The organism is Streptomyces mutabilis (assembly GCF_014649815.1).
In the GTDB taxonomy this organism is placed as follows: Bacteria; Actinomycetota; Actinomycetes; order Streptomycetales; family Streptomycetaceae; genus Streptomyces; species Streptomyces mutabilis.
In genome coordinates this window covers 1-24,474 of the sequence record NZ_BMTT01000010.1, presented here as the reverse complement: position 1 = coordinate 24,474, position 24,474 = coordinate 1, and the positions used below count along the sequence as shown (strand labels likewise).

At 72.1% G+C, this 24,474-nt stretch carries 20 protein-coding genes and 1 pseudogene; 12 read left to right on the top strand and 9 right to left on the bottom strand.

Annotated features, from left to right (window positions below; translation table 11 throughout):
* Nucleotides 1–5: 5 nt before the first annotated feature.
* From IE142_RS20650 to IE142_RS20640, 3 genes are all read right to left on the bottom strand, one after another.
* Nucleotides 6–368 carry a hypothetical protein gene (locus tag IE142_RS20650; RefSeq protein ID WP_043371456.1) on the bottom strand — a complete coding sequence of 121 codons (363 nt, stop codon included), beginning with the start codon at nucleotides 366–368 and terminating at the stop codon, nucleotides 6–8.
* A 108-nt stretch (nucleotides 369–476) separates the two neighbouring features.
* A complete protein-coding gene (locus IE142_RS20645) occupies nucleotides 477–1,556 on the bottom strand; it encodes a hypothetical protein (RefSeq protein ID WP_191887128.1) in 1,080 nt (359 codons plus the stop codon).
* Nucleotides 1,557–1,620: 64 nt separating this feature from the next.
* Nucleotides 1,621–2,862, bottom strand: a complete 1,242-nt coding sequence (locus IE142_RS20640) for a PP2C family protein-serine/threonine phosphatase (protein WP_191887127.1) — start codon at nucleotides 2,860–2,862, stop codon at nucleotides 1,621–1,623.
* A 6-nt stretch (nucleotides 2,863–2,868) separates the two neighbouring features.
* Between IE142_RS20640 and IE142_RS20635 the strand changes: the two genes are divergently transcribed.
* The 3 genes from IE142_RS20635 (at nucleotide 2,869) to IE142_RS20625 (ending at nucleotide 5,632) form a co-directional block, all read left to right on the top strand.
* Entirely contained in the window at nucleotides 2,869–3,279 is a 411-nt protein-coding gene (locus tag IE142_RS20635; protein ID WP_191887126.1) for a hypothetical protein, read from the top strand.
* 259 nt (nucleotides 3,280–3,538) lie between these two features.
* Nucleotides 3,539–4,456 (top strand): hypothetical protein, encoded by a 918-nt coding sequence (locus IE142_RS20630; RefSeq protein ID WP_191887125.1) that lies wholly within the window; start codon nucleotides 3,539–3,541, stop codon nucleotides 4,454–4,456.
* Between the two features lie 165 nt (nucleotides 4,457–4,621).
* Nucleotides 4,622–5,632, top strand: coding sequence for an endonuclease/exonuclease/phosphatase family protein (locus IE142_RS20625; RefSeq protein ID WP_191887124.1), 1,011 nt, complete (start codon nucleotides 4,622–4,624; stop codon nucleotides 5,630–5,632).
* A 40-nt stretch (nucleotides 5,633–5,672) separates the two neighbouring features.
* Here IE142_RS20625 and IE142_RS20620 read toward each other — a convergent pair whose 3' ends face one another.
* Nucleotides 5,673–7,757 (bottom strand): PhoX family protein, encoded by a 2,085-nt coding sequence (locus tag IE142_RS20620; RefSeq protein ID WP_191887123.1) that lies wholly within the window; start codon nucleotides 7,755–7,757, stop codon nucleotides 5,673–5,675.
* 264 nt (nucleotides 7,758–8,021) lie between these two features.
* On the opposite strand from IE142_RS20620, the gene IE142_RS20615 reads away from it, so the two are divergent.
* The 3 genes from IE142_RS20615 to IE142_RS20605 all read left to right on the top strand — a co-directional run bounded on the left by IE142_RS20615 (nucleotide 8,022) and on the right by IE142_RS20605 (nucleotide 11,900).
* A complete protein-coding gene (locus IE142_RS20615; protein WP_191887122.1) occupies nucleotides 8,022–9,701 on the top strand; it encodes a VWA domain-containing protein in 1,680 nt (559 codons plus the stop codon).
* A 113-nt stretch (nucleotides 9,702–9,814) separates the two neighbouring features.
* On the top strand, nucleotides 9,815–11,431 hold the full coding sequence (gene metG, locus IE142_RS20610) for a methionine--tRNA ligase (protein WP_191887121.1): 1,617 nt from the start codon (nucleotides 9,815–9,817) through the stop codon (nucleotides 11,429–11,431).
* Between the two features lie 103 nt (nucleotides 11,432–11,534).
* A complete protein-coding gene (locus IE142_RS20605; RefSeq protein ID WP_043371442.1) occupies nucleotides 11,535–11,900 on the top strand; it encodes a PH domain-containing protein in 366 nt (121 codons plus the stop codon).
* Nucleotides 11,901–12,103: 203 nt separating this feature from the next.
* Here the strand turns inward: IE142_RS20605 and aspS are convergent, their stop codons facing one another.
* Nucleotides 12,104–13,867, bottom strand: a complete 1,764-nt coding sequence (aspS, locus tag IE142_RS20600) for an aspartate--tRNA ligase (RefSeq protein ID WP_191887120.1) — start codon at nucleotides 13,865–13,867, stop codon at nucleotides 12,104–12,106.
* Between the two features lie 214 nt (nucleotides 13,868–14,081).
* On the opposite strand from aspS, the gene IE142_RS20595 reads away from it, so the two are divergent.
* Nucleotides 14,082–16,244 carry a SpoIIE family protein phosphatase gene (locus tag IE142_RS20595; protein WP_191887119.1) on the top strand — a complete coding sequence of 721 codons (2,163 nt, stop codon included), beginning with the start codon at nucleotides 14,082–14,084 and terminating at the stop codon, nucleotides 16,242–16,244.
* Here the strand turns inward: IE142_RS20595 and IE142_RS20590 are convergent.
* From IE142_RS20590 to IE142_RS20580, 3 genes and pseudogenes are all read right to left on the bottom strand, one after another.
* Nucleotides 16,178–17,260 (bottom strand): AI-2E family transporter, encoded by a 1,083-nt coding sequence (locus IE142_RS20590; RefSeq protein WP_191887118.1) that lies wholly within the window; start codon nucleotides 17,258–17,260, stop codon nucleotides 16,178–16,180. The two genes, IE142_RS20595 and IE142_RS20590, sit on opposite strands and share 67 nt — an antisense overlap.
* A gap of 79 nt (nucleotides 17,261–17,339) precedes the next feature.
* Nucleotides 17,340–18,044, bottom strand: a pseudogene (locus IE142_RS20585) (pirin family protein); the annotation flags it as partial.
* 138 nt (nucleotides 18,045–18,182) lie between these two features.
* Nucleotides 18,183–18,650, bottom strand: coding sequence for an SseB family protein (locus IE142_RS20580; RefSeq protein ID WP_107477858.1), 468 nt, complete (start codon nucleotides 18,648–18,650; stop codon nucleotides 18,183–18,185).
* Nucleotides 18,651–18,812: 162 nt separating this feature from the next.
* On the opposite strand from IE142_RS20580, the gene IE142_RS20575 reads away from it, so the two are divergent.
* The 3 genes from IE142_RS20575 (at nucleotide 18,813) to IE142_RS20565 (ending at nucleotide 22,415) form a co-directional block, all read left to right on the top strand.
* The gene (locus IE142_RS20575) at nucleotides 18,813–20,639 is read left to right on the top strand and encodes an acyl-CoA dehydrogenase (RefSeq protein WP_191887117.1); all 1,827 of its coding nucleotides are present in this window, start codon (nucleotides 18,813–18,815) and stop codon (nucleotides 20,637–20,639) included.
* Nucleotides 20,640–20,735: 96 nt separating this feature from the next.
* Entirely contained in the window at nucleotides 20,736–22,034 is a 1,299-nt protein-coding gene (locus tag IE142_RS20570) for a M18 family aminopeptidase (RefSeq protein ID WP_191887116.1), read from the top strand.
* Between the two features lie 123 nt (nucleotides 22,035–22,157).
* Nucleotides 22,158–22,415 (top strand): DUF6458 family protein, encoded by a 258-nt coding sequence (locus IE142_RS20565; RefSeq protein WP_191887115.1) that lies wholly within the window; start codon nucleotides 22,158–22,160, stop codon nucleotides 22,413–22,415.
* A gap of 42 nt (nucleotides 22,416–22,457) precedes the next feature.
* Here IE142_RS20565 and IE142_RS20560 read toward each other — a convergent pair whose 3' ends face one another.
* On the bottom strand, nucleotides 22,458–22,850 hold the full coding sequence (locus IE142_RS20560) for a cupin domain-containing protein (protein WP_191887114.1): 393 nt from the start codon (nucleotides 22,848–22,850) through the stop codon (nucleotides 22,458–22,460).
* 51 nt (nucleotides 22,851–22,901) lie between these two features.
* Between IE142_RS20560 and IE142_RS20555 the strand changes: the two genes are divergently transcribed.
* Nucleotides 22,902–23,906 (top strand): helix-turn-helix domain-containing protein, encoded by a 1,005-nt coding sequence (locus tag IE142_RS20555; protein WP_191887113.1) that lies wholly within the window; start codon nucleotides 22,902–22,904, stop codon nucleotides 23,904–23,906.
* Nucleotides 23,903–24,409, top strand: a complete 507-nt coding sequence (locus IE142_RS20550) for an LURP-one-related/scramblase family protein (protein ID WP_191887112.1) — start codon at nucleotides 23,903–23,905, stop codon at nucleotides 24,407–24,409. Before IE142_RS20555 ends, IE142_RS20550 begins: the two co-directional genes overlap by 4 nt.
* Nucleotides 24,410–24,474 lie beyond the last annotated feature (65 nt).

Below are 24,474 nucleotides of genomic sequence, written 5' to 3'. Positions count from 1 at the left end.
GCCGCCTACCTGTCGTCGGGACGCACCGGCTCGACGCTGGCCTCGGGAGGCTCGCCGTCCTCGACCGCGCGGCGATTGGCCCGCCAGGCCTCCACGGAACGGATGACCTGGTCCACCACCGTCTGGAACATCGCGCCGGCGGCGCCCCCGATGACCGCCACGACGATGTCCATGCCGATGCCCATGGGGGCGCCGGCCTCGTCGGTCCGGCTCCGTTCGTCGATGCGCAGCTGGTCGGTCCGGGCCAGATCGGCGAGCGGTTTCTCCCGTTCGAGCCACTTGTGCAGGGCGCCGATGTCGCCCTCGCTCGCGGTCCCGTCCAGCCGGATGCGGATACCGCGCGTCACCACTCCATCCCCCTCAGCCATAACTCACCATCATGGCACCGCTGTTGCGCGCGGGGGAGGGTCCGTACGCCGCTTCCATGACGCGCACGCGGGCGCACACCGGCCGGGTGCGCCTCCGGGCCGCCGCGCTCAGCCCTGTGTCTGCAACCGGCTCAGCTCCCGCTGCACATGGTCCAGGGCGCCCTCGCGCCGGCCCGGCACCCGGCCCCGCAGCGCGGCGAGTGCCGTACCCAGTTCACGGGCGGCACCGGCGTCGCGGACCCGGCCCCACTGGTGGTGGGCCCGGTCGACGGCCGCCTCCACGGCGGGCGCGCCGGGCGGCTGCCCGGCGCCCAGGCGGGTCTGGGCGACCGTCAGCCAGGCCCGGCAGCTGCGCACCGGGTCCCCCGCGAACATCGCCAGGTCGGCCCGGACCTCCGCCCAGTGCAGCGCGTCCTCGGAGGCGGCCCCGTGCGCGTGGGCGGCGGCCGCCTCGTGCCGTGCGGCGAGCGCGTCCGCGTCCGCGTGCCGGCCGGACTGCACGGCGGCGGCGATGACGGCGTGCGGGTCGCCCGCGGCGGGCCCCGGCACGGTCAGCACCAGGTCCGCCCCGGCCGGCGTGCCGCTCGCCGCGGCGTCGGCCGCGACGCGGGCCAGCGCCTGCTGGTGCAGCTGGTCCGTCGGCGGCCGGTGCCCGCTGCGCAGGATCGTCGCCACGGCGCGCATGTACGCCGGGGTGGCCACCGTCCGCCGCGAGGGCGGCGGCGCGATGCGACCGTGAACCGCGTTGTTGCGACCGCAGTCCAGCGGGTTCGCCCGCAGCCACGCCCAGGTCTCCTGGTCGGCGTGCAGGTCGAGCAGCAGCGTCGTCGCGCCGCTCGGCCGCAGCCTCAGCTCCTCCTTGATCCAGTGCCAGGGCAGCGCGGTGTAGCGGACGGTCGCCGGGGTGGTGCGGGCCAGCGCGAGGTGCGGCAGGCGCTGGCGCCGGTCGAGCTGGAGCTGCCCGACGACGTAGACGGTCAGCGGTCCGGGGGCCGCCGCGGCGGCGCGCAGCCGGGTGAGGACGGCCTGCGGCTCCAGCGGGTCGGCGAGCTCGACGACGTTCGCGGTGTCGGCGCCGGAGAGCACGGCGGGCTCCACGGCCGCCAGCACCGGGAGCACGGAGGCGGCGTCCACCAGGCACCCCTTGCCCACGGGCGACGCCGCGAGCAGCAGCACGGTTCCGGGCATGTCCCCTCCCCCTGTCGATCACGTACGGCAGCACGGTAACCGCTGCGGCTGCAAAGCGGGGCACTCAGCCGTACGCCGGTCCGCCACTGCGCCGTACCGCGAAGACCGTGGTGTCGTCCGAGAGCCGTCCCCGGCAGTGCCGCAGCGTGCCGTCCCGCACGAGCGCCACCAGCCGGGACGGCGCGGCGTTCGAGGGGTCGGCGGTGACGGCGCGGGCGACGGCGTCGGCGTGCCGGTAGAAGCAGCCCTCGGCGTCGCGCGCCTCCGTCACCCCGTCGGTGACCAGCAGCAGCGTCTCGCGGGGGCCGAGGGCCTGCCGGGTGACCGGCGGTGCCGACGGACCGGGGAGGAGGTCGCTCATGCCCAGCGGCAGCCCGCCGGTGACCGGCAGGAACCGTACGCCGCCGGGTCCGGCGGCCAGCGGGGGCTCGTGGCCGAAGACGACGGCCTCGACGGCGTCCGGCAGGTCCTGGCTGAAGCCGATCAGCACGGCGGTGGCGAAACGGTCCCCGTCGGACCGGCCGAGGGCGGTGGTGTGCGCGCGGTGGCGGCGCATGCGGATCTCCAGGCGTTCGGCGACCGTGGCGAGGTCCGGCTCGTGGTAGGCGGCCTCGCGGAAGCTGCCGAGCAGCGCGGCGGCCGTCTCCACCGCGCCCAGCCCCTTGCCCTGCACGTCGCCGACGAGGACGCGGGTGCCGTGCGGGCCGGGCTGGATGTCGTAGAAGTCGCCGCCGACCCGGGCCACCGTGTCGGCGGAGAGGTAGACGGCGGCGTGGTCGAGGCCGCCGAAGCCGGCCGGGATCGGGCGCAGCACGGTGCGCCGGGTGGTCTCGGCGATGTCCCGCATGTGCAGCATGCGCTGCTCCTGGCCGACCCGGACCGCGGCGGCCAGCACGGCGATGGACCCGCCGAGGGTAACGAGGATCAGGCCGGACAGTCCGGTCTGCTCGCGGTGCTGCCAGGTGGTGTCGGCGAGGACGTAGACGGCGACGGCGGCGACCGCGAACGCTGCCGTGACCCGCACTCCGCAGATCGACGCGGCGACGCCGGGCACGAGGACGGTCCAGGAGATGATGTGGAAGGCGCCGGTCGCGGTGTCGATCGCCGCGATGGTGACGAGCATCAGCAGCGGGAACAGCCAGGCCACGCTGTGGCCGCGCACGCTGAGCAGTTCGTGCCGGGACACGGCGTCGCCCCGGCCGGCGGCGTGGACGAGCCGGCCGAGCAGCCGCCACCGGCCGCGCACCGGCCTGCGGACGCGACCCCTCACGGGCCCCAGCGAAACACGGTCCCCGGTGGCCCGCATCCTGACTTGCCGGTCGCGAACGCCCTGCCCGACGTGTTCAGCGAGCGGACCCACCTGGTGGCTAAGTGGGCGCTGCCCGTCCTGGCCGCACTGGTCTACGGCTACTGGGCCGCGTCCATCAGCCGCCGCGGCGGCCCCGTCACCGGCTGGCACCTGCTGTTCGGCTTGCTGACCGCGCTCGCCTTCGCCATCCTCTACGCCGTGGTCCGCGCGGTCGCCCAACGGCTGCCCCGCGAGGGCCACGCGGGGCTGTGGGGCGCGTTCGCGGGCAGCACGGTGGGGTTCCTGTACTCGCTCAGCGGCGTGGCCATGTTCACCTGCGTCCCGGTGTCCCTGCTGGTCGCGGCCGCGGTCGCCGGCGCCTTGTTCTACCGCTACTACACCTGTGAGGACGCGGAGGGCCACCGTATCGCCTGAGGGGCCGCGCGGCATCCGGTCAGGGGAGGCGGCGGGGAGCACGACCGGTTCCCCGCCGCGCCGCCACGGCGTCCCCGGGAAAGCCACGCGCCCGTGCGGCTCCCCGGGAAGCCGCGCGGACTCACACCCACCCCCGGAAGCCGCACGCCCGCCCACGCGTATGCGGGCGGACCGCGGCGGCGCCCGTTCGATGGGCCCGGGGCGGCCATATGCAGTCGCCCCGGTCGCCCCCGCCGCCCGCGGGCCCTTGCCTGGAGAGGTGTCCCCACGTCCTCGCACCGTCCTGTCGGCCACCCTGATCGCCCTCGCCTGCCTGCTCGCGCCGTGCGGCACGCTGGCCGCCTGGGCGGCGTACGGGCTGGCCGACACCGGGCGGTACGTCGCCGTCATGGCCCCGCTCGCCGGGGACCCGGACGTCCGGGACGCGGTCGCGGACGCCGTGGGCGACGGCGTCGCGGGCGAGGACACGGCGGCCGGCCCGCTGCACGGCACCGTGCGGGACTTCGTGGAGGACGCGGCACGGTCGTTCACGCGGACCGATGCCTTCCGCGAGGGCTGGAACGAGGCCAACCGGACCGTGCACGAGGCCGTCCTGCGCGCCCTGCGGGACGACCGGACGGCCGGCCGCCCCGTCACCGTCGACCTGGCCCCCGTCACCGCCCGAGTCAAGGACCGGCTCGCCGAGGACAACGTGCCCTTCACGCGGCGCATCCCGGTCCGGCACACCGCGGTCACCGTGCTCCCGGCCCACGAGGCGGACCGGCTCAGGAAGGGCTACCACGTGCTCGACGTCGCCGCCTTCTGGCTGCCGCTCGCGGCCGTCGTCTTCGCGCTCACCGGCATCGCCGTCGCCGCCTGCCGCCGGCGCGCGGTCACGGCCGCCGGGATCGGCACCGCCCTCGGCGGGGCCCTGCTCGCCCTCGCCGTCGTGATCGGCCGCCGGGTCACCCTCGCCGGACTGCCCGGCGCGGTGGACGGCCCGGCCGCGGGCGTCGTCTACGACGCCCTCACCGAGACTCTGCGCACCGCCGCCTGGCTGCTGGTCGGCCTCGGCCTCGCGGTCGCCCTCGCCTCCTGGCTCACCGGCCGGTACGGCCACCTGCTGAGCCGCCGCCGGGCGCCCGCGGGGACACCCGTCGACCCGGCACCGTCCCGGCCGCCCCGCGCCCGGCTCTGAACCGCCCTCCCCACCGGGCACGCGGAAGTCGCGGAAGCACGGGGAGGCGCAACTTTCCACCCGCCGCTCCCGTCTTCGAGGGAGGATCCGGGCATCGCGGAGGCAGGCCCCGCGAGACACGGCACCGCAAGGCAGGCACCGCACCCGCGAGCGAAGGGCCGGGACTTGGACACCGACACGGCGACCGGCGAGTGGACGGACTCCCGCGACCGGCCGGCGGCCCGCCGCTCCGGAGGGCGGCGGTTCGGGGCGTGGTGCGCGCGACTGCTGTTCGCCGGGGTGAGCGTGGTCGTCGGCTGCCGCGTCGTCGACACCGACGGCGTCACCCCCGTGCCGCAGCTCCTGGCCTTCCTGCCCTGGCTGCTCGTACCGGTCGGCGCCGGACTGCTGCTGACGCTGCTCGCCCGGTGGTGGACCGGGGCGGTGTGGGGAGTCGCGCTGCTGGGGCTGCTGGCGTGGTTCATCGAGCCGTACGGCAAGACCGCCGAGCCCGCCGGGCCGCCGCTCGCCGACCTGCGGGTGCTGACCTCCAACGTCGAGTTCGGCCAGGGCACCGACGAGCTGGTCTCCGCCGTACGGCGCGAGAAGCCGGACCTCGTGTTCGTGCAGGAGTGCGAGTACACGTGCGACGCGGCGCTGCGGCGCGAACTCGCCGCCGCCTACCCGCACCGGCGGGCCGTGGAGGGCGGAGGCTCCGAGGGCTCGGTCATCCTGAGCGCCTTCCCGCTCGAGGCCGCCCCCGGCGTTCCCGGCACCATGGGCATGCCCGGCGCCGTCGCCGACGTGCGCGGCCACGCCGTACGGCTCCAGCTCGCCCACCCGATGCCGCCGCTGCCGGACCAGGTCGGGCTGTGGCGCGAGGAACTGGACGCGGTGCGCGACGCCGCCGCCGGGGCCGACGGAACCCCGACCGTCCTCGCCGGGGACTTCAACGCCTCCCAGGACCACGCCGCCTTCCGCCGCATCCTCGACACGGGGCTGTACGACGCGGCCCGGCTGGCCGGGGCCGACCGCACGGTCACCTGGCCGGCCCGGACCGCCCCGGCGTTCGGCGTGCAGATCGACCACGTCCTCGTCTCCGAGGAGTTCGCCGCGCACCGCGCCCGGTTCCTGGACCTGGCCGACACCGACCACCGGGCCCTGGTCGTCGACCTCACGCTGCACGGGGCCGGCTGACACCGGCCCCGTGCGGGAGAGCCGCGTTCGGGGACCGGGCTCAGACGCCGATGTCGCGGCCGTCCGCGCGCCATACCGCCACGACCGCCGGGCGCACGTACGTGCCGGGCCCGTCGGGCCAGGTGCTGGCCGGCTCCGCCACGGAGGCGCCGTCGACCTCGCCCGGGTGCTGCACGGCGACCAGCACGCGCCGGTCCTGGATCAGCGGGCCGCAGGTCTCCGCGCCGGTCGGCACGGTCAGGAACTGCTTCAGCTCACCGCGCCGGTCACCCTTGGTCGCCACCCCGAAGAGGCCGTCGTGGCTGCCGAGCGCGTTGCCGTCGGTGGACAGCCACAGGTTGCCGTGGTCGTCGAAGGCGACGTTGTCCGGGCAGGAGATCGGGCTGACCCGGTCCTTGGGGAAGCCCGCGAAGTACGTCGCCGGGTCCTCCGGGTCACCGGCGACCAGGAACAGCGACCAGGCGAAGCGGGTGGCGTCGGCCCGGTTCCAGCGCTCGGTCAGCTCCAGGACGTGGCCGTGCTTGTTGGAGTTGCGCGGGTTGGCCTCGTCGGGACCGGCGTAACCGGTCCTGCCCCGGTTGGAGTTGTTGGTGAGGGCGACGTAGACCTTGCCGGTCTTCGGCGAGGGCTCGATGTCCTCGGGACGGTCCATCTTGGTGGCGCCGACCTTGTCACCGGCGAGCCGCGTGAAGACGCACACCTCCTCGGCGGTCATGCCCTCGACGTGCGAGACGGCGCCGTCCTCGGTGGCGGTGACCAGCGGGATCCACGTGCCGCTGCCGTCGAACTCGCCGTCGCTCGGCAGCTTGCCCGTGCCGTCGATCTCGATCGAGGGGGAGTCACCGGAGAGCTTGGCGACGTACAGGGTGCCCTCGTCGAGCAGCGACAGGTTGTGCTCGCGGGCCGAGCGGGAGTTGCCGTGCCGCATGCGCTTGCTGCCGACGAACTTGTAGAAGTAGTCGAACCGCTCGTCGTCGCCGGTGTAGACGACCGGGCGCCCGTCGTCGGTCAGCCGCACGGTCGCCGCCTCGTGCTTGAAGCGGCCGAGCAGGGTGTGCTTGCGCGGGGTGGACTCCGGGTCGTACGGGTCCAGCTCGACGACGTAGCCGAAGCGGTGCGGCTCGTTCGGCTCCTGGGCCACGTCGAACCGCTTGTCGAAACGCTCCCACTTGCGCTCGGTGGCGCCGGTGCCGATGCCGTAGCGCTTGTCCGTCGCCCGGCTGCTGTTGGCGAAGTACTGGTTGAAGTTCTCCTCGCCGTGCAGCGTCGTGCCCCACGGGGTGGTGCCGCCGGAGCAGTTGTTGAGGGTGCCGAGGACCTTGCGGCCGGTGCGGTCGGCGGAGGTCTTCACCAGTTCGGACCCGGCGGCCGGGCCGGTCAGCCGGAACTCGGTGGTCGCGGTGACCCGCCGGTTGAGGCGGTGCCGCGTGACGGGCGTCAGCTTCCCGCTCCGGCGCTCCTCCTCCACGACCACGACGGACAGGCCGTGCGCGGCCCAGGCGATCTCGACCTGCTCGCGGGTCGGGTTCTCGGGGTCGTAGTCGCGGAACATGAGCACCTCGTCGGTGTACTCGTGGTTGGCGACGAGGACCTGCCGGCCGTGCTCACCGCGCAGCGGCAGCAGCGCGAGGAAGTCGTTGTTGTAACCGAACTGCCCCGCCTGCGCCTTCGCGGTCTGGTTCTCCGGGTCGAAGGCGGGCGCACCGCGCAGGATCGGCTCGCCCCAGCGGATCACGACGTCCTGCCGGTAACCCTCCGGGACGGTCACCACGTCGTCGGTGTTGGGCGCGACGGGCGCGAACCGCAGCCCGCGCGCACCGTCCGTCTTCGACGGCTTTCCGGTCCCGGGTCCCTTTCCGGCCGCCGGCGCGGCCTGCGCCGACGGCGCCCCGGCCACGCCCGCGGCACCGGCGCCCGCCGCGGCGACGGTGACGACGGCGGCGGCACGCATCATGGAGCGGCGGCTGAGCGCGCCGGCGATGACGTCGCCGACGTACTCGTTGGAGCTGGTGTTGGGCACCTCGTGGAAGCAGGCGTCACCACACCGGAAACGGCAGGTCATGGCGGACCGGCCGCCGGGGTGCGAACCGGACGGCGTTCCGATCAACGGCAGCAGCTTGCGCACTGTGTTCTCCCTGAGATGCCCTCGTATGCCCTTGGTATCAGCGCGACCGTAGGTGCACATACGTGCGGGAGACGGGCGTCGCGGTGAACGACGGGTGAACCCGTGGCAGCCGGGAAGGAATTCGTGCGGCGTCTCGATCCCGCCTTGACGCGCCGGTGCTTCCGTGGCAGACCCTGCACAAGATCACAAGTCGGGGCCGCTAACCTTACGTGTCCGTCCTGGCCAGGGATCTACGGGCATCAACTCACGCGAAGGGTTGCGCACATGGGCATTCTCACTCTCCTGCGGAACGCGTTCGGCCGGTCACGCAAAGACCGGGCCGCCCAGGCGGAGGGTGCGGTGCAGGAGACGGCACCGCCGGCCACCGCGCCGGAGCCGAAGCTCCCGTCCCAGCCCACCGCGCCCGCGGAGCCGGTCGAGGAGCCGGCCCCGTCGGAATCCGCCCAGGTCCCCGAGCCCCGCCGGGAACCGGCCGCCCCCGACGAGCACGAACTCGTCAAGGCCGCCTTCGCCAACGTCACCGTCCCGAAACCGACGGAGTCCTCGGACCCGACCCCGGCCGCGGCCTCCGACCCGGCGCCGGCTCCGGCTCCGGCTCCGGCTCCGGCCTCGGACCCGGCCCCGACCCCGGTCGCCGAGACCGTGACAGAGCCCACGGCCGAGACTGAGCCGAAGCCACTGGCCGACGCGGAACCCGCAGCGGCGGCGGCTCCTGAGACCCGGGCGGAACCCGTGATCGAGGCGGAGCCGGTGATCGAAGCCGAGCCCGTGATCGAGGCGGAGCCCGAGCCCAAGCCCGTGATCGGGGCGGAGCCCAAGCCCGGGACCGAGACCGAGCCCGAGGCGGAGCCCGCAGCCGACGCGGCCCCCGAGCCCCAGCCGGAGCCCGAGCCCGAGCCGAAGCGAACGGAGCCCGCGGTCGAGGCCGAGCCCCAGCCGAAGCTCGAGACCGAGGCGCCCCCGGAGCCCGAGCCGAAGCCGGAAGCCGAGGCCGAGCCCCAGGCCGCAGCTGACCCCACAGCGCCCGCGACCCCTGGGACCGCGCCGGAGCCCACGACCGACGCCACCGCCGACGCCCGGCCGGAGCCCACAGCCGACGCGGCTCCCGAGCCCCAGCCGGAGCCGAAGGCTGCTCCGGCCCTCGCCCCCGACCCCGCCCCCGAACCGTCAGCCGCCGACGGCGGACCCGCCCCCCAGGGGCCACCCGCACCCGACGACGAGAGCAGCACGGATCGTGCGGGTGGGAACACCCCCACCGAAGGCGAAGCCGAGGCGCCCCCCAAGCCCGCCACCCCCGCAGCCCGCATCCGCACCCGCGCCCCCGGCCTCACCACCGCCTACAAGGCCGCCGCGGCCGCCCTCAAGAAGCGCGAGCTCACCGGCATCCGCGCCACCGTCCACCTGGTCCTCGACCGTTCCGCCTCCATGCGCCCGTACTACAAGGACGGCTCCGCCCAGGCCCTCGCCGAGCAGACCCTCGCCCTCGCCGCCCACCTCGACCCCGAGGCCACCGTCCACGTCACGTTCTTCTCCACGGAAGTGGACGGCACCGGCGAGCTCACCCTCACCGACCACGAGAACAAGATCGACGAGCTGCACGGCGCCCTCGGCCGCATGGGCCGTACGAGCTACCACGCCGCCGTGGAGGCGGTCCTCGCCCGCCACGAGAAGCTAGCCCCCGGCACCCCCGCCCTGGTGGTCTTCCAGACCGACGGCGCCCCGGACGCCAAGACCCCCGCCACCCAGTCCCTCACCAAGGCGGCGGCCGACCACCCGAACGTCCACTTCTCCTTCGTCGCCTTCGGTGACCGGGAGAACAAGGCCTTCGACTACCTCCGCAAGCTCAAGACACCCAACACCTCTCACTTCCTCGCCGGCGAGACCCCGAAGGAGCTCACCGACAAGGAGCTCTACGAGGGCGTCCTGGCCGCCTGGCGCCCGTAGGCCGCCCCGGCGCCACCGCAGCCGCACCCCCCGGGGGGGTGGACCGGAAGGGCCCGGTCCACCCCCCGGAACGCGTGTGAGCCGATCCCCACCGGACCAGTAGGATTTCGCCCATGGCGGCCACTGGAACCGAGAAGCAGGGGGCGAAGGCGTACTACGTCTCGACCCCCATCTACTACGTCAACGACGCTCCTCACCTGGGCCACGCCTACACGACCGTCGCAGGCGACGTGCTCACCCGCTGGCACCGCCAGCGCGGCGAGAAGGTGTGGTACCTCACCGGCACGGACGAGCACGGTCAGAAGATCATGCGCACGGCCGAGGCCAACGGGGTCACCCCGCAGGCCTGGGCCGACAAGCTCGTCACGGAGTCCTGGAAGCCCCTCTGGGAGCACCTCGACATCGCGAACGACGATTTCATCCGCACCACGCAGAAGCGGCACACCGACCGCGTCCAGGAGTTCGTGCAGGACCTGTACGACAAGGGCGAGATCTACAAGGGCGGCTACGAGGGCCCGTACTGCGTGGGCTGCGAGGAGTACAAGCTCCCCGGCGAGCTGCTCGACGGCGAGGGCGAGTACGCGGGCCAGAAGCTGTGCCCGATCCACAAGAAGCCGGTGGAGATCCTCAGCGAGGAGAACTACTTCTTCAAGCTGAGCGAGTACAGCGAGAAGCTGCTCGCCCACTACGAGGCCAACCCGGGCTTCATCCAGCCGGAGTCCGCGCGCAACGAGGTCGTGAACTTCGTCCGCCAGGGCCTGCAGGACCTCTCCATCTCCCGCTCGACGTTCGACTGGGGCGTGCCGGTCCCGTGGGACGAGAAGCACGTGATCTACGTGTGGGTCGACGCGCTGCTGAACTACGCCACGGCGGTCGGCTACAACGAGAACCCGGAGAAGTTCGAGGCCACCTTCCCGGCCGACGTCCACCTGGTCGGCAAGGACATCCTCCGCTTCCACGCGATCATCTGGCCCGCGATGCTGATGGCGCAGGGCCTGCCCCTGCCCGGCAGGATCGCCGCGAACGGCTGGCTGATGGTCGGCGGCGAGAAGATGTCGAAGTCCAACCTGACCGGCATCAAGCCGCAGGACCTGACCTCGCACTTCGGCGTGGACGCGTACCGCTGGTACTTCCTGCGCGCGATCGCGTTCGGCCAGGACGGCAGCTTCTCCTGGGAGGACTTCTCCGCCCGCTACACCAGCGAGCTGGCCAATGACTACGGCAACCTCGCCTCCCGTGTGGCGGCCATGGTCAACAAGTACTTCGGCGGCGAGCTGCCGGCCGCGACCGCCGACGGCGACGCGGAGCGGGCGATCCACGACGGCCTGACCAAGGCGGTCGCGGAGGCCGACCGGAAGATCGGCGAGGAGCTGGACTTCCAGGGCGGCATCCTGGCGGTATTCGACTTCGTCAAGCAGGTCAACGGTTACATCACCGAGCAGGAGCCCTGGAAGGTCGCCAAGGACGACTCGCCGGAGGGCAAGGCCCGTCTGGCGACGATCCTCTACACGGCCGCGGAGTCCCTCCGCGCGGTGGCGGTCCTCCTCAACCCGGTCATGCCGGACACCTCCCAGAAGCTGTGGGACTCGCTCGGCGCCGAGCCCTCCCTCGGCGCCCTCGCGGACCAGAAGGTCCAGGACGCGGCGGACTGGGGCCGGCTGCCTGCCGGTTCGACGGTCACCAAGGGCGCGGTGCTGTTCCCTCGTCTCGAGGAGAAGCCGACCGCGTAACGCGCTCGCTACAGGGCGGGGCCCGGGAGGAGCTGAGCTTCCGCCCGGGCCCCGCTCTTTGCGAGGATCGGACCCACGGCAAACTCACCCGGGGGACCGATCCATGGCACTGTTCGGCAACGCGCACCGCATGGACCCGACGCAGGCTCAGCAGGAGTACGCGCGGCTGCTCGGCCACGGCGAGCAGATACACGCCTCCTACCTGCTGATCCGCGACACCATCCTGTTCACCGACCGGCGTCTGATCCTGGTCGACAAGCAGGGCATCACCGGCAAGAAGACGGAGTACCACTCGGTCCCGTACCGCAGCATCACGCATTTCTCGGTCGAGACGGCCGGCCACTTCGACCTCGACGCGGAGCTGAAGATCTGGCTCTCCGGCACCCCGGCCCCGATCGAGAAGACCTTCACCAAGGGCGTCGACATCTACGAGGTCCAGGCGATCCTGACGCAGTTCGTGGCCCGCTGACGCGGACACTCGCGCCGGAGCGAACGTTCCTCGTCCGAGGACGCTCCCGGAACCGAGACCCCGGCAGCGGGCGCCTGAACCCGGAGCCGCGGGAGAAGCCGGGCGGTCGTGCCATGACCGCTGCCACATGACCGCTGCCCCACGGCGAAGGGGCCCGGGATCCGATCGAATCGGTCCCCGGGCCCCTCGTGACCTGCCTCGGCCTACTTCGGCTGCGGCTTGCGCACCGTCAGGTGCAGCTCCCTCAGCCGGGTCTCGTCCAGCTCGGTCGGCGCGCCCATCATCAGGTCCTGGGCGTTGCCGTTGAGCGGGAAGGCGATGGTCTCACGGATGTTGGGCTCGTCGGCCAGCAGCATGACGATGCGGTCGACGCCCGGGGCGATGCCGCCGTGCGGCGGGGCGCCGAAGCGGAACGCGCGCAGCATGCCGGCGAACTCGCGCTCGACGGTCTCCGCGTCGTAGCCCGCGATCTCGAAGGCCTTGAGCATGATGTCCGGCTCGTGGTTCCGGATGGCGCCGGAGGACAGCTCGACGCCGTTGCAGACGATGTCGTACTGCCAGGCGAGGATGTCCAGCGGGTCCTGGTTCTCCAGGGCGTCCATGCCGCCCTGGGGCATCGAGAAGGGGTTGTGGGAGAAGTCGATCTTCCCCGTCTCCTCGTCCTTCTCGTACATCGGGAAATCCACGATCCAACAGAATCGGAAGACGTTCTCCTCGAAGTGCCCGGCACGCTGGGCGGCCTCGACCCGCACCGCGCCCATGATCTTGGAGACCTCGTCGAATTCGCCCGCGCCGAAGAACACCGCGTGGCCGGGGGCCAGGGCGAGTCGCTTGGTCAGCTCCGCGACGTTCTCCTCGGTGAGGAACTTCGCGATCGGGCCGGACAGCGTGCCGTCCTCGCCGACGCGGACCCAGGCCAGGCCCTTGGCGCCCTGCGAGACGGCGTAGTCACCGAGCTGGTCGAAGAACTTGCGGGGCTGCGCCGATACGTCCGGGACGGGCAGCGCGCGCACGTGCTTGCCGGCGAACGCCTTGAACTCCGAACCCTCGAAGATGTCGGTGATGTCGACGAGCTCCAGCTTGGCGCGCAGGTCCGGCTTGTCGGAGCCGTACTTCAGCATCGCCTCGCGGAACGGGATGCGCGGGAACGGGGACGTGACCTCGCGGCCGCCGCCGAACTCGGTGAACAGCTCCGTCATCAGCTGCTCGATCGGACGGAAGACGTCCTCCTGCTCGACGAAGCTCATCTCGACGTCGAGCTGGTAGAACTCGCCCGGCGAGCGGTCGGCGCGGGCGTCCTCGTCGCGGAAGCAGGGCGCGATCTGGAAGTAGCGGTCGAAGCCGGAGATCATCAGCAGCTGCTTGAACTGCTGCGGCGCCTGCGGGAGGGCGTAGAACCGGCCCGCGTGGAGGCGGGAGGGCACGACGAAGTCGCGGGCGCCCTCGGGGGAGGTCGCGGTGAGGATGGGCGTCGCCATCTCATTGAAGCCCAGGGCCACCATCTTGTGGCGGATGGCGGAGATGACCGACGTGCGCAGCATGATGTTGCGGTGCATGCGCTCGCGGCGCAGGTCCAGGAAGCGGTACTCCAGGCGCCGCTCCTCGTTGACCCCGTCCTCCGTGTTGATGGTGAAGGGCAGCGGCTGGGCGGCGCCGAGCAGCTCGACCTCGCCCACCTCGACCTCGACCTCACCGGTCGGCAGGTCGGGGTTGATGTTGTCGGCGCCGCGGGAGACGACCTTGCCGTCGATCCGAACGGTCGACTCCTTGGTCAGCTTGTCGAGCGCCTGGTACGCCTCCGTACCCGGACGGGCGACCAGCTGCGTGATGCCGTAGTGATCGCGCAGATCGATGAAGAGGATGCCGCCCAGGTCGCGCCGATTGTGCAGCCAGCCACTCAGTCGGACGTCGGTGCCGACGTCAGAGGAGCGGAGCTCGCCGCAGGTGTGGGACCTGTACCGATGCATCGTCGTTCATCCAGCCTTCGCGGATCGGGAGTGGTGTTTCGCGTTTCACGTGAAACAACCCCAGCGTACCGGGCGGCCACCGCTGTAATCCTCCCCATTGACTCCCGTCGGCTCCCGCCGACCGCCCGCGAGCCCCCGCCCGGCCCCCTCCGGGCCCGGTCGCCGCCGGGACGAGCGGTGGCAGCGACCGATCACCTCTTCTTAAAGTGGGGCAATGCGCACTGGTGAGCCCCTGCCCGAGGTGGGGGACGTCCTTGCCGCTCTCGCGACCGGCCTGTGGCACTGGAGCACCGCCACCGGCGAGGTCACGGTCGACGCGGAGGCGGCCCGGTTGCTCGGGCTGCCCGCCGAGCGCGCCCGGCTCACCGAGGCCCAGGTACGGTCCCGGCTGCACCCCGTGGACTGGAACGAGATCACCGGAGTGGTCCGGCTCGCCGTCCTTGAGGGCACCCTCGCCGAGGTACGCGTGCGGATCATGGACGAGCGGGGCCACATCGTCCGAATCGTGCGCAGCCGCTCCAAGCCGTCGTTCGACCCCGTGCACAAGACGTACGAGCTGACCGGCACCCTCCAGGAGGTCGCCGAGCCCACGCCGGGCACGCCCGCCGGGCGCAGCGCGGTCACCGGTGAGTGGCGCCGCTCGCGGGAGGCGTTCCTGCTGGACGCGGGCCGGGCGCTGGCCGAGGCACGGTCCACGGCGGAGGTGCTGCGCGTGGCGGCGGGCCTGGCGATGCCGGGGTTCTCACCGGACGGGCTCGCGGTCTTCGGCGTCTCGGGCGACCGTCTGACGGTCATCGGCCACCACGGGCAGCCGCACAACGACATGAACCCGTTCGTGAACATGCCCCTGGACACGGACTACCCGGCCGCCGAGGTGGTCCGTACCGGCCGCGCCGTCTACCTCTCCTCCCCCGAGCAGTACCGCTCCCGCTACCCCCTCACCTGGCCGCTGGCCGAGCGCTACGGCCGCCGCTCCTGGGCCTTCCTGCCGCTGACGGTGGCGGGCCGCCCGATGGGCGCGTGGATGGCGGCCTTCGCCTACCCGGTGGCGTTCACGCCGGACGAGCGCTCGGTGCTGACCACCGTGGCGCGGATGCTGGCGCAGGCCCTGTCCCGGGCGGGCGCCGCCGAGACCCAGCGGGAACTGACCGACGGACTGCAGCGCAGCATGCTGCCCGTGCTCGGCCCGGAGATCCCCGGCATGGGCATCGCCGCCCGCTACGTCCCCACCGGCGGCGGCCTCCAGGTCGGCGGCGACTGGTACGACATGATCCCGCTGCCCGCGGGCCGCTTCGCCCTGGTCATCGGCGACGTACAGGGACACGACGTGCGCGCGGCCGGTCTGATGGGCCAGTTGCGCATCGCCCTGCGCGCCTACGCCGCCGAGGGGCACCGTCCCGACGCGGTGCTCGCCCGCGCCTCCCACTTCCTGCACGGCCTCACCTCCTCCGAGGACGACCCCGGCGACACCCGCTTCGCGACCTGCTACTACGCCGAGGTGGACCCGGCGACCGGCACCGTGGAGAGCGCCCGCGCCGGACATCTCGACCCCGTCGTCCGGATGGCGGACGGAACGGCGCTGATCCGGGCCACGGCGGGCGGGCTGCCGCTGGGCATCGACCCGGACTCCGACTACCCGACCACCCGGCTGGCCCTGGAGCCCGGGGACACCCTGATGCTGTGCACGGACGGCCTGGTCGAGACCGGCGGCCACGACCTGCACACCGGCTGGGACCGCCTCCGCGTCATCCTGGAGCAGCACGAAGGCGATCTGGAGGAGCTGGCCGACGCGCTGGTCCAGGCCGTGCACGGGCCCTCCTCGCACCACACCACCGGCCCCCTGGTCGACCGGCGGGAGGACGACATCGCCCTGCTCCTGCTCTGCCGCCAGGGCGAGGGGTGCGGCTGCGGCGACAGCCACGTCATCCGGACGCCGGTGCGCCGCACGATGCTGACGGTCGCCCAGGCCGAGCCGGAGCGGATCGCCACCGCCCGGCGGCACCTGCGTGACCTCCTGCACGACTGGCCCAGCGAGGACCAGCTGGACGCCGCGGTGCTCCTGCTCTCCGAGATGCTGACGAACGTCCTGGTCCACACCGACGCCGACGCCCTGCTGGTCGCCGAAGTCACCGGGGAGCCTGGCGAGCGCCGCATCCGGGTGGAGGTCACCGACACCGGCGACGACCTGCCGCACAAGCGCCGGCCCGGCGAGATGGCCTCCTCGGGACGCGGCCTGATGCTGATCGAGCTGCTCGCCGACGAGTGGGGCGTCGCCCCGCGCGGCGCCGGCAAGAGCATCTGGTACGAGGTCTACGAGTCCACGGGCCCGGAGGCCGGCCGCGGCGGCGGCCCGGAGGACGGCGCCGACGCCGCGTAACGCCCCTGAAGTTCGTGCACGATTCCGAACGCCGCCGCGGTCAGCGGGACGGCGAGCAGCATCCCCAGGATGCCCGCCACCGAGGCCCCCGCGGTGAGCGCCAGGAGCACGATCACGGGATGCATGTGCACGGTCCGGCTCTGGACCATCGGCTGGAGCACGTGCCCCTCCAGCACCTGCACGGCCAGCACCACCCCGAGGGCCCACAGTGCGATGACGAATCCCCGGTCGGCCAGCGCGACCAGCACGGCGACGGCGCCGGAGATGAAAGCGCCGAGGTAGGGGATGTAGGCGCCGACGAAGACCAGCGCGCCGAGCCCGACCGCACCGGGCACTCGCAGGATCAGCAGCCCGACCGTGATGCAGACGGCGTCGATCAGGGCGATGAGGGTGGTGCCCCGCATGAAGCCCTCGACGGCCCCGAAGGCCCGCCGGGCCATCGCCTCGACCGTGTCGGCACCGCCGGGCGGGGCGACGGAACGCACCGTGCCGACGGCCCGGTCGGAGTCGCGCAGGAAGAAGAAGACGAGCAGCAGGGCGAGCACGGCCATGGCCAGCATCTCCCCGACGACGCTGATCCCGGTGACCACTCCGGAGGCGGCGGTGCCCCCGAACCTGCCCAGCAGCCCGCGCGCGTTGGAGGCGATGTCGTCCAGCGAGGTCCCGGCCGCCCCGAAGTGGTCGGCGATGTCCTGCGCCGCGGTCCGCAGCGAGGCGATGATCTGGTCCCCGGTCTCGATGAGCGCGGACACCACGATGTACACGGCCCCGCCGACCACGGCCACGACGGCGACGCAGGTGAGCCCGGCCGCCAGCGACCGCTGCACGTGGGCCTTCACCATCCGCCGGTGCAGCGGCCTGAGCAGCGCGGTGCCGAGCAGCGCGAGCAGCGCCGGGGTCACCGCGGTGCGGAACTCGACGCAGAGCCGGATCGCCACGTAGACGACGCCGCTGGCGAGCAGGATGACGGCGCACCAGGCGGCGAACCGACGCACCGGGGCGGGAAGCAGCTGCACTCCCCCAGCCGATCACGCACCGGGCGGGCTGTCCTGCGCGGACGACCCGCCCGGGTGACGCGTCACCGGCGTCGGCGTGTCAGGCCTCCGGCCCCGCCTCCGACATGCCGTGCACGGCGGGAACGGTCCCCAGCCGGCCCTTCTGGAAGTCCTCGAAGGCCTGCATCAGCTCGTCCTTGGTGTTCATGACGAACGGGCCGTAGTGGGCCATGGGCTCCCTGATCGGCCGGCCTCCCAGCAGCACGACCTCCAGGTCGGGCGTGTGCGAGTCCTGCTTCTCGTCCGCGCGGACGGTCAGCGAACCGCCGGCGCCGAAGACCGCCGTCTGGCCCAGGTGGATCGGACGCCGCTCGGCGCCCACCGATCCGCGTCCGGCCATCACGTACGCCAGGCCGTTGAAATCCTCCTGCCAGGGCAGGGTGACCTCGGCGCCGGGCGCGAGCGTCGCGTGGACCATCGTGATCGGCGTGTGGGTGATGCCGGGGCCCTCGTGGCCGTCCAGCTCACCGGCGATGACACGCAGCAGCGCGCCGCCGTCGGGGGAAGTGAGCAGCTGGACGCTGCCGCTGCGGATGTCCTGGTACCGGGGGGCCATCATCTTGTCCTTGGCCGGGAGGTTCACCCACAGCTGGAGGCCGTGGAAGAGACCGCCGGACATGACGAGCTGCTCCGGCGGCGCCTCGATGTGGAGGAGGCCGGAACCGGCCGTCATCCACTGGGTGTCGCCGTTGGTGATGGTGCCGCCACCGCCGTTGGAGTCCTGGTGGTCGAAGATCCCGTCGATCCTCCTCGGGCGGCGTGCGCCCCACTTTAGTTGAGCGTTGAACTTCTTGCCACCCAGAACCGAGAAAGCCCGGAGGGCATTCCCTCCGGGCCCACGGGCTTCGCCGTCACCGGTCAGCCGTCCGCGCGGCAGCGGCGTCTAGCCGTACATCCTGCGCATCGCGAAGTCGACCATCTGCTCCACGGCCTTGGCGTCGAACACCATCCGGTGCTCGCCCTCCATGTCCAGCACGAAGCCGTAGCCGGTCGGCAGGAGGTCGATCACCTCCGCGCCGGTGATCACGAAGTACTTGGACTCCTTGCCCGCGTACCGGCGCAGCTCCTTGAGGCCGGTGAACATCGGGATCACCGGCTGCTGGGTGTTGTGCAGCGCGAGGAAGCCGGGGTTGTCGCCGCGGGGGCAGTAGACCTTCGAGGTGGCGAAGATCTGCTGGAAGTCCTCGGCGGACATCTGGCCGGTGGTGAAGGCGCGCACCGCGTCCGCGAGCGAGGGCGGGGACGGCTCGGGGTACAGCGGCGGCTGCTGCCCGTACCCACCGGACATCGGCTGCTGCGGCGGGGCGTACTGCTGCTGCTGTTGGCCAGCGGTCTGGTCGTAGCCGTACATGCGACAAAGAGTAACGAGTGACGAGTCACAGATGGCCCGCTCGGGGTTGCTTCTTATTACCGACGGGTAGCATCATCGTAGCTACTGCTCGGTACGTGCAGTCGGTATGTGTACAGATGCGAGGAGTCAGTGCCTCGCCGATCTCTCAACGGAGCCGTCGCCATGGGGCACTACAAGCCGAATCTCCGGGACATCGAGTTCAACCTCTTCGAGGTGCTCGGCCGTGACAAGGTGTACGGCACCGGCCCGTTCGCGGAGATGGACACGGACACCGCCAGGAGCGTCCTGGAGGAGCTGACCCGCCTCTCGGAGAACGAGCTGGCCGAGTCCTTCGCCGACGCCGACCGCAACCCGCCGGTCTTCGACCCGGAAACCAACACCGCGCCGGTCCCGGCCTCCTTCAAGAAGAGCTACCAGGCCTTCATGGACTCCGAGTACTGGCGCCTGGGCCTGCCCGAGGAGATCGGCGGCACCACCTCGCCGCGCTCCCTGATCTGGGCCTACGCGGAGCTGATCCTCGGCGCCAACCCGGCCGTGTGGATGTACTCCTCCGGTCCGGCGTTCGCGGGCATCCTCTTCGAGGAGGGCAACGAGGTCCAGAAGCACATCGCCAAGATCGCCGTCGACAAGCAGTGGGGCTCCACCATGGTCCTCACCGAGCCGGACGCCGGCTCGGACGTGGGCGCCGGCCGCACCAAGGCCGTGCAGCAGGAGGACGGCTCCTGGCACATCGAGGGCGTGAAGCGCTTCATCACGTCCGGCGAGCACGACATGTCGGAGAACATCCTCCACTACGTCCTCGCCCGCCCCGAGGGCGCCGGCCCCGGCACCAAGGGCCTGTCCCTCTTCCTCGTCCCGAAGTACGAGTTCGACTTCGAGACCGGCGAGCTGGGCGAGCGCAACGGCGTCTACGCCACCAACGTCGAGCACAAGATGGGCCTGAAGGCCTCCAACACCTGCGAGATGACCTTCGGCGACCGCCACCCCGCCAAGGGCTGGCTGATCGGCGACAAGCACGACGGCATCCGCCAGATGTTCCGCATCATCGAGTTCGCCCGCATGATGGTCGGCACGAAGGCGATCTCCACCCTCTCCACGGGCTACCTCAACGCCCTGGAGTACGCCAAGGAGCGCGTCCAGGGCCCCGACCTGGCCAACTTCATGGACAAGACGGCCCCCAAGGTCACCATCACGCACCACCCGGACGTCCGCCGCTCCCTGATGACGCAGAAGGCGTACGCCGAGGGCATGCGCGCGCTGGTGATGTACACCGCCTCGGTCCAGGACGAGATCCAGATCAAGGAGGCGAACGGCGAGGACGCCTCGACCGAGCACGCCCTCAACGACCTGCTCCTGCCGATCGTCAAGGGCTACGGCTCGGAGAAGGCCTACGAGCAGCTCGCGCAGTCGCTCCAGACCTTCGGCGGCTCCGGGTTCCTCCAGGAGTACCCGATCGAGCAGTACATCCGCGACGCCAAGATCGACACCCTGTACGAGGGCACCACGGCGATCCAGGGCCAGGACTACTTCTTCCGGAAGATCGTCCGCAACCAGGGCGCCGCGCTGAACTCGCTCGCCGAGGACATCAAGAAGTTCCTCGCCCTCGGCACCGGCGGCGAGGAGCTGTCCGGCGCCCGCGAGCACCTGGCCAAGGCCGCCGTCGAGCTGGAAGCCATCGTCGGCGTCATGCTGACCGACCTCGCCGCCACCGAGCAGGACGTCAAGAACATCTACAAGGTGGGCCTCAACACCACCCGCCTCCTGCTGGCCTCCGGTGACGTGATCGTCGGCTACCTGCTCCTCAAGGGCGCCGCCATCGCCGCCGAGAAGCTGCCGACGGCCTCCGCCAAGGACAAGGCGTTCTACACCGGCAAGATCGCGGCGGCGAAGTTCTTCGCCGCGAACGTCCTGCCCGGCCTCACCCTGGCCCGCAAGGTCGCCCAGGGCGTCGAGCTGGACCTGATGGAGCTGGACGAGGCCGCCTTCTAGGACCGGCCCGGCCCCTCCACCAATTCCACACACCCTGACGAGGGCCCGCTCCCGCTCCGCGGGAAGCGGGCCCTCGCACGTCGTTAAGGTGAACCCATGAGCGCACCCTCCCGCTTCGACCGCGGCCACACCGACGACCTCATGTCCTTCCTGGCGGCGAGCCCGACGCCGTACCACGCCGTCGCGAACGCCGCCGAACGGCTGGAGAAGGCGGGCTTCCGGCAGGTCGCGGAGACGGACGCCTGGGAGGGGACGGCGGGCGGCAAGTACGTGCTGCGCGGCGGCGCGATCGTGGCGTGGTACGTCCCCGAGGGTGCCGAGCCGCACACCCCGTTCCGCATCGTCGGCGCACACACCGACTCCCCCAACCTGCGCGTGAAGCCCCGCCCGGACACCGGCGCGCACGGCTGGCGCCAGGTCGCCGTGGAGATCTACGGCGGACCGCTGATGAACTCCTGGCTCGACCGCGACCTGGGCCTGGCCGGCCGCCTCACCCTGCGCGACGGCTCGACCCGCCTGGTCAACGTCGACCGCCCGCTGCTGCGCGTCCCCCAGCTCGCCATCCACATGGACCGCAACGTCTCGGCGGAGGGCCTCAAGCTCGACAAGCAGCGCCACCTCCAGCCCGTCTGGGGCCTCGGCGACCCCGTCCGCGACGGCGACCTGATCGCCTTCCTGGAGGAGGAGACGGGCCTCGCCCGCGGCGAGGTCACCGGCTGGGACCTGATGACCCACTCCGTGGAGGCCCCGGCGTACCTGGGCCGCGACCGGGAGCTGGTGGCCGGCCCGCGCATGGACAACCTCCTGTCCGTGCACGCCGGTACGGCCGCCCTGGCCGCCGTGTCGGCCTCCGGCGCCGACCTGTCGTACATCCCCGTCCTGGCCGCCTTCGACCACGAGGAGACCGGCTCCCAGTCGGACACGGGCGCCGACGGCCCGCTCCTCGGCAGCGTCCTGGAACGCTCGGTGTTCGCCCGCGGCGGCTCCTACGAGGACCGGGCCCGCGCCTTCGCCGGCACGGTCTGCCTGTCGTCCGACACCGGCCACGCCGTGCACCCCAACTACGCGGAGCGGCACGACCCGACGCACCACCCGCGCGTCAACGGCGGCCCCATCCTCAAGGTCAACGTCAACAACCGCTACGCCACCGACGGTTCTGGCCGCGCGGTGTTCGCCGCCGCCTGCGAGAGGGCGGATGTCCCCTTCCAGACCTTCGTGTCCAACAACGCCATGCCCTGCGGCACCACCATCGGCCCCATCACCGCGGCCCGGCACGGCATCAGCACCGTCGACATCGGCGCGGCGATCCTCTCGATGCACAGCGCCCGGGAGTTGTGCGGCGCCGACGACCCGCACCTGCTGGCGAACGCGCTGGTGGCCTTCCTGGAGGGCTGAGCCCCGGGCCTGCCCGGCAAGAACACCCGCGCCCCGCATGTGTGTTCCGGCCGGGGGTACCCGCACGGAACCGGATCGACCGGAAACCCGGAACCGACCGGATCTGACAGGGAGGCAACACTCATGGGCCTCGGCGGGTGCATCATCCTCATCGCCGTGGGAGCCATCCTCACGTTCGCGACCGACTGGGACATGCAGGGCGTCAACCTCGACCTGGTCGGTGTCATCTTCATGATCGTCGGCCTGATCGGTGTCGCGACGTTCAGCAGCATCGCCCGGCGCCGCCGCGTCGTGATGCCGCCGACCACCCCGGTCGTCGAGGAACGGCCCCACACCCACACCCACACCCGGGACGGGTACCACAACGGCTACGGCGCCTGATCCGGGACGCGGGAGCAGGACGGCTCCCGCGCCCTCGCGGCTTCACGTCAGCGCGTGCCCCGTCGTCGCGTCCACGTGGTCGGGCACCTCGTCGTGCCGGTCGCCCACGGTCGACGTCCCCGTCGGTTCGAGGAGCAGGATCGCGGTGCGCACGGGGGCGGACGGCTTGTGCTCCGTGCCGCGCGGGACGGTGAAGACCGAGCCCGCGGGCAGGACGACCGTGCGTTCCCCGTCGGCTTCGCGCAGGGCGATGTGCAGTTCGCCCTCGACGACGAGGAAGAACTCGTCGGTGTGGTCGTGCACGTGCCAGACGTGCTCCCCCTCGACCTTGGCGATACGGACGTCGTAGTCGTTGACGGCGGTGACGATGCGTGGGCTCCACAGCTCGGCGAAGGACGCGAGGGCGGCGGCGAGAGCGACGGGTTCCTGTGTCATGACGCCATCGTGTCGCCGCCGCCTGTGACGGACGAGTGCTAGAAATCGCACATGCCGCAAGGATCCTCTCAACGCCCGCGCACGCACCGCGTCGCAGTGATCGTCGACGAGGGCACCAACCCGTTCGAGGTCGGCTGCGCCACCGAGCTGTTCGGTCTGCCGCGCCCCGAACTGGGGCTGACCGGGCCGCTGTACGAGGTGGTGGTGTGCGGGCCGGCCACCGACATCCGGATGAACCACGGGTTCTTCACACTCACCGACGTGCCCGGTCTGGAGGCCGCGGACGGGGCCGACACGCTCGTCGTCCCCGGCCGGCCGGACAACGTCGTACCGCGCGGCCCGGCCGTCCTGGACGCCGTCCGGCGCGCGCACGAGCGTGGCGCACGCATCGTCAGCCTGTGCACCGGCAGCTTCGCGCTCGCCGAGGCGGGGCTCCTGGACGGGCGGCGGGCCGCCACGCACTGGTTGTGGGCGGACTCCTTCCGGCGGCTGCATCCGCGCGTGCTGCTGGAACCGGACGTGCTGTTCGTGGACGAAGGCGACGTGCTCACCGCCGCGGGCAGCGCGGCGGCACTCGACCTGGGACTGCACATCTGGCGCACGGACCACGGCGCCGAGATCGCGAACGCCGTCTCCCGGCGGCTGGTGTTCGCCACATACCGGGAGGGCGGGCAGCGGCAGTTCGTGGAGCGGCCGGTGCCCGATGTACCCGACCTGTCGCTGGCGCCGCTGCTGGAGTGGGCGCAGGGGCGACTGCACGAGCCGCTGACCGTGACGCATCTCGCGGACCGCGCCGCGGTGTCACCGGCGACGCTGCACCGGCGTTTCCGGGCGCAGCTGGGGACGACGCCGCTCGCCTGGCTGACGGCCGAGCGCGTGACCCTCGCGCGCAGGCTCATCGAGCTCGGGGAGGAGCGGCTGGACGTGGTGGCGGCCCGCAGCGGCCTGGGCACCGCCGCGAACCTCCGGGTGCGGCTGCGCCGCGAGATCGGACTCAGCCCGTCGGCCTACCGACGGCGTTTCGCGACGGACGCCGGGGAAGCGATCTCGCCATGAGATTCCTCGTGCACGACCGGCTCCTCGGCTTCGGTGACGACTACTGGATCGAGGACGACAACGGCAACAAGGTGTTCCTCGTCGACGGCAAGGCGATGCGGCTGCGGGACACCTGGGAGCTGAAGGACACCCGCGGGCGGGTCCTCGTCGACATCCACCAGAAGATGCTCGCGCTGCGCGACACGATGGTGATCGAACGGGACGGCGAGCCACTGGCGCGGATCAGGCGGAAACGGCTCTCGCTGCTGCGCAACCACTACCGGGTCTCCCTGGCCGACGGCAACGAGCTGGACGTCAGCGGCAAGATCCTCGACCGGGAGTTCGCCATCGAGTACGACGGCGAACTGCTGGCCGTCGCCTCCCGGCGGTGGCTCACCCTCCGGGACACCTACGGCCTGGACGTCGTACGGGACGACGCGGACCCGGCGCTGCTGATCGCGCTGACGGTGTGCGTGATCCATCTCGCGGAGAAGGAACGGGAGGGGCGGGAGGACCAGGGCTAGTGCCAAGGCCGTGAAGTTTGGGGGTTGGGGCGGGTTGTCAAGGTTCTGGAGACGCGAGGATGTTG

Bases quoted from the DNA above. Each gene is read 5' to 3' on its own strand.
- IE142_RS20560 (WP_191887114.1), bottom strand. From the start codon at position 22,850: ATGACACAGGAACCCGTCGCTCTCGCCGCCGCCCTCGCGTCCTTCGCC.
- IE142_RS20595 (WP_191887119.1), top strand. From the start codon at position 14,082: ATGCGCACTGGTGAGCCCCTGCCCGAGGTGGGGGACGTCCTTGCCGCT.
- IE142_RS20615 (WP_191887122.1), top strand. From the start codon at position 8,022: ATGGGCATTCTCACTCTCCTGCGGAACGCGTTCGGCCGGTCACGCAAA.
- IE142_RS20570 (WP_191887116.1), top strand. From the start codon at position 20,736: ATGAGCGCACCCTCCCGCTTCGACCGCGGCCACACCGACGACCTCATG.
- IE142_RS20550 (WP_191887112.1), top strand. From the start codon at position 23,903: ATGAGATTCCTCGTGCACGACCGGCTCCTCGGCTTCGGTGACGACTAC.
- IE142_RS20645 (WP_191887128.1), bottom strand. From the start codon at position 1,556: ATGCCCGGAACCGTGCTGCTGCTCGCGGCGTCGCCCGTGGGCAAGGGG.
- IE142_RS20650 (WP_043371456.1), bottom strand. From the start codon at position 368: ATGGCTGAGGGGGATGGAGTGGTGACGCGCGGTATCCGCATCCGGCTG.
- IE142_RS20580 (WP_107477858.1), bottom strand. From the start codon at position 18,650: ATGTACGGCTACGACCAGACCGCTGGCCAACAGCAGCAGCAGTACGCC.
- IE142_RS20575 (WP_191887117.1), top strand. From the start codon at position 18,813: ATGGGGCACTACAAGCCGAATCTCCGGGACATCGAGTTCAACCTCTTC.
- IE142_RS20640 (WP_191887127.1), bottom strand. From the start codon at position 2,862: ATGCGGGCCACCGGGGACCGTGTTTCGCTGGGGCCCGTGAGGGGTCGC.
- aspS (WP_191887120.1), bottom strand. From the start codon at position 13,867: ATGCATCGGTACAGGTCCCACACCTGCGGCGAGCTCCGCTCCTCTGAC.
- IE142_RS20605 (WP_043371442.1), top strand. From the start codon at position 11,535: ATGGCACTGTTCGGCAACGCGCACCGCATGGACCCGACGCAGGCTCAG.
- IE142_RS20555 (WP_191887113.1), top strand. From the start codon at position 22,902: ATGCCGCAAGGATCCTCTCAACGCCCGCGCACGCACCGCGTCGCAGTG.
- metG (WP_191887121.1), top strand. From the start codon at position 9,815: ATGGCGGCCACTGGAACCGAGAAGCAGGGGGCGAAGGCGTACTACGTC.
- IE142_RS20565 (WP_191887115.1), top strand. From the start codon at position 22,158: ATGGGCCTCGGCGGGTGCATCATCCTCATCGCCGTGGGAGCCATCCTC.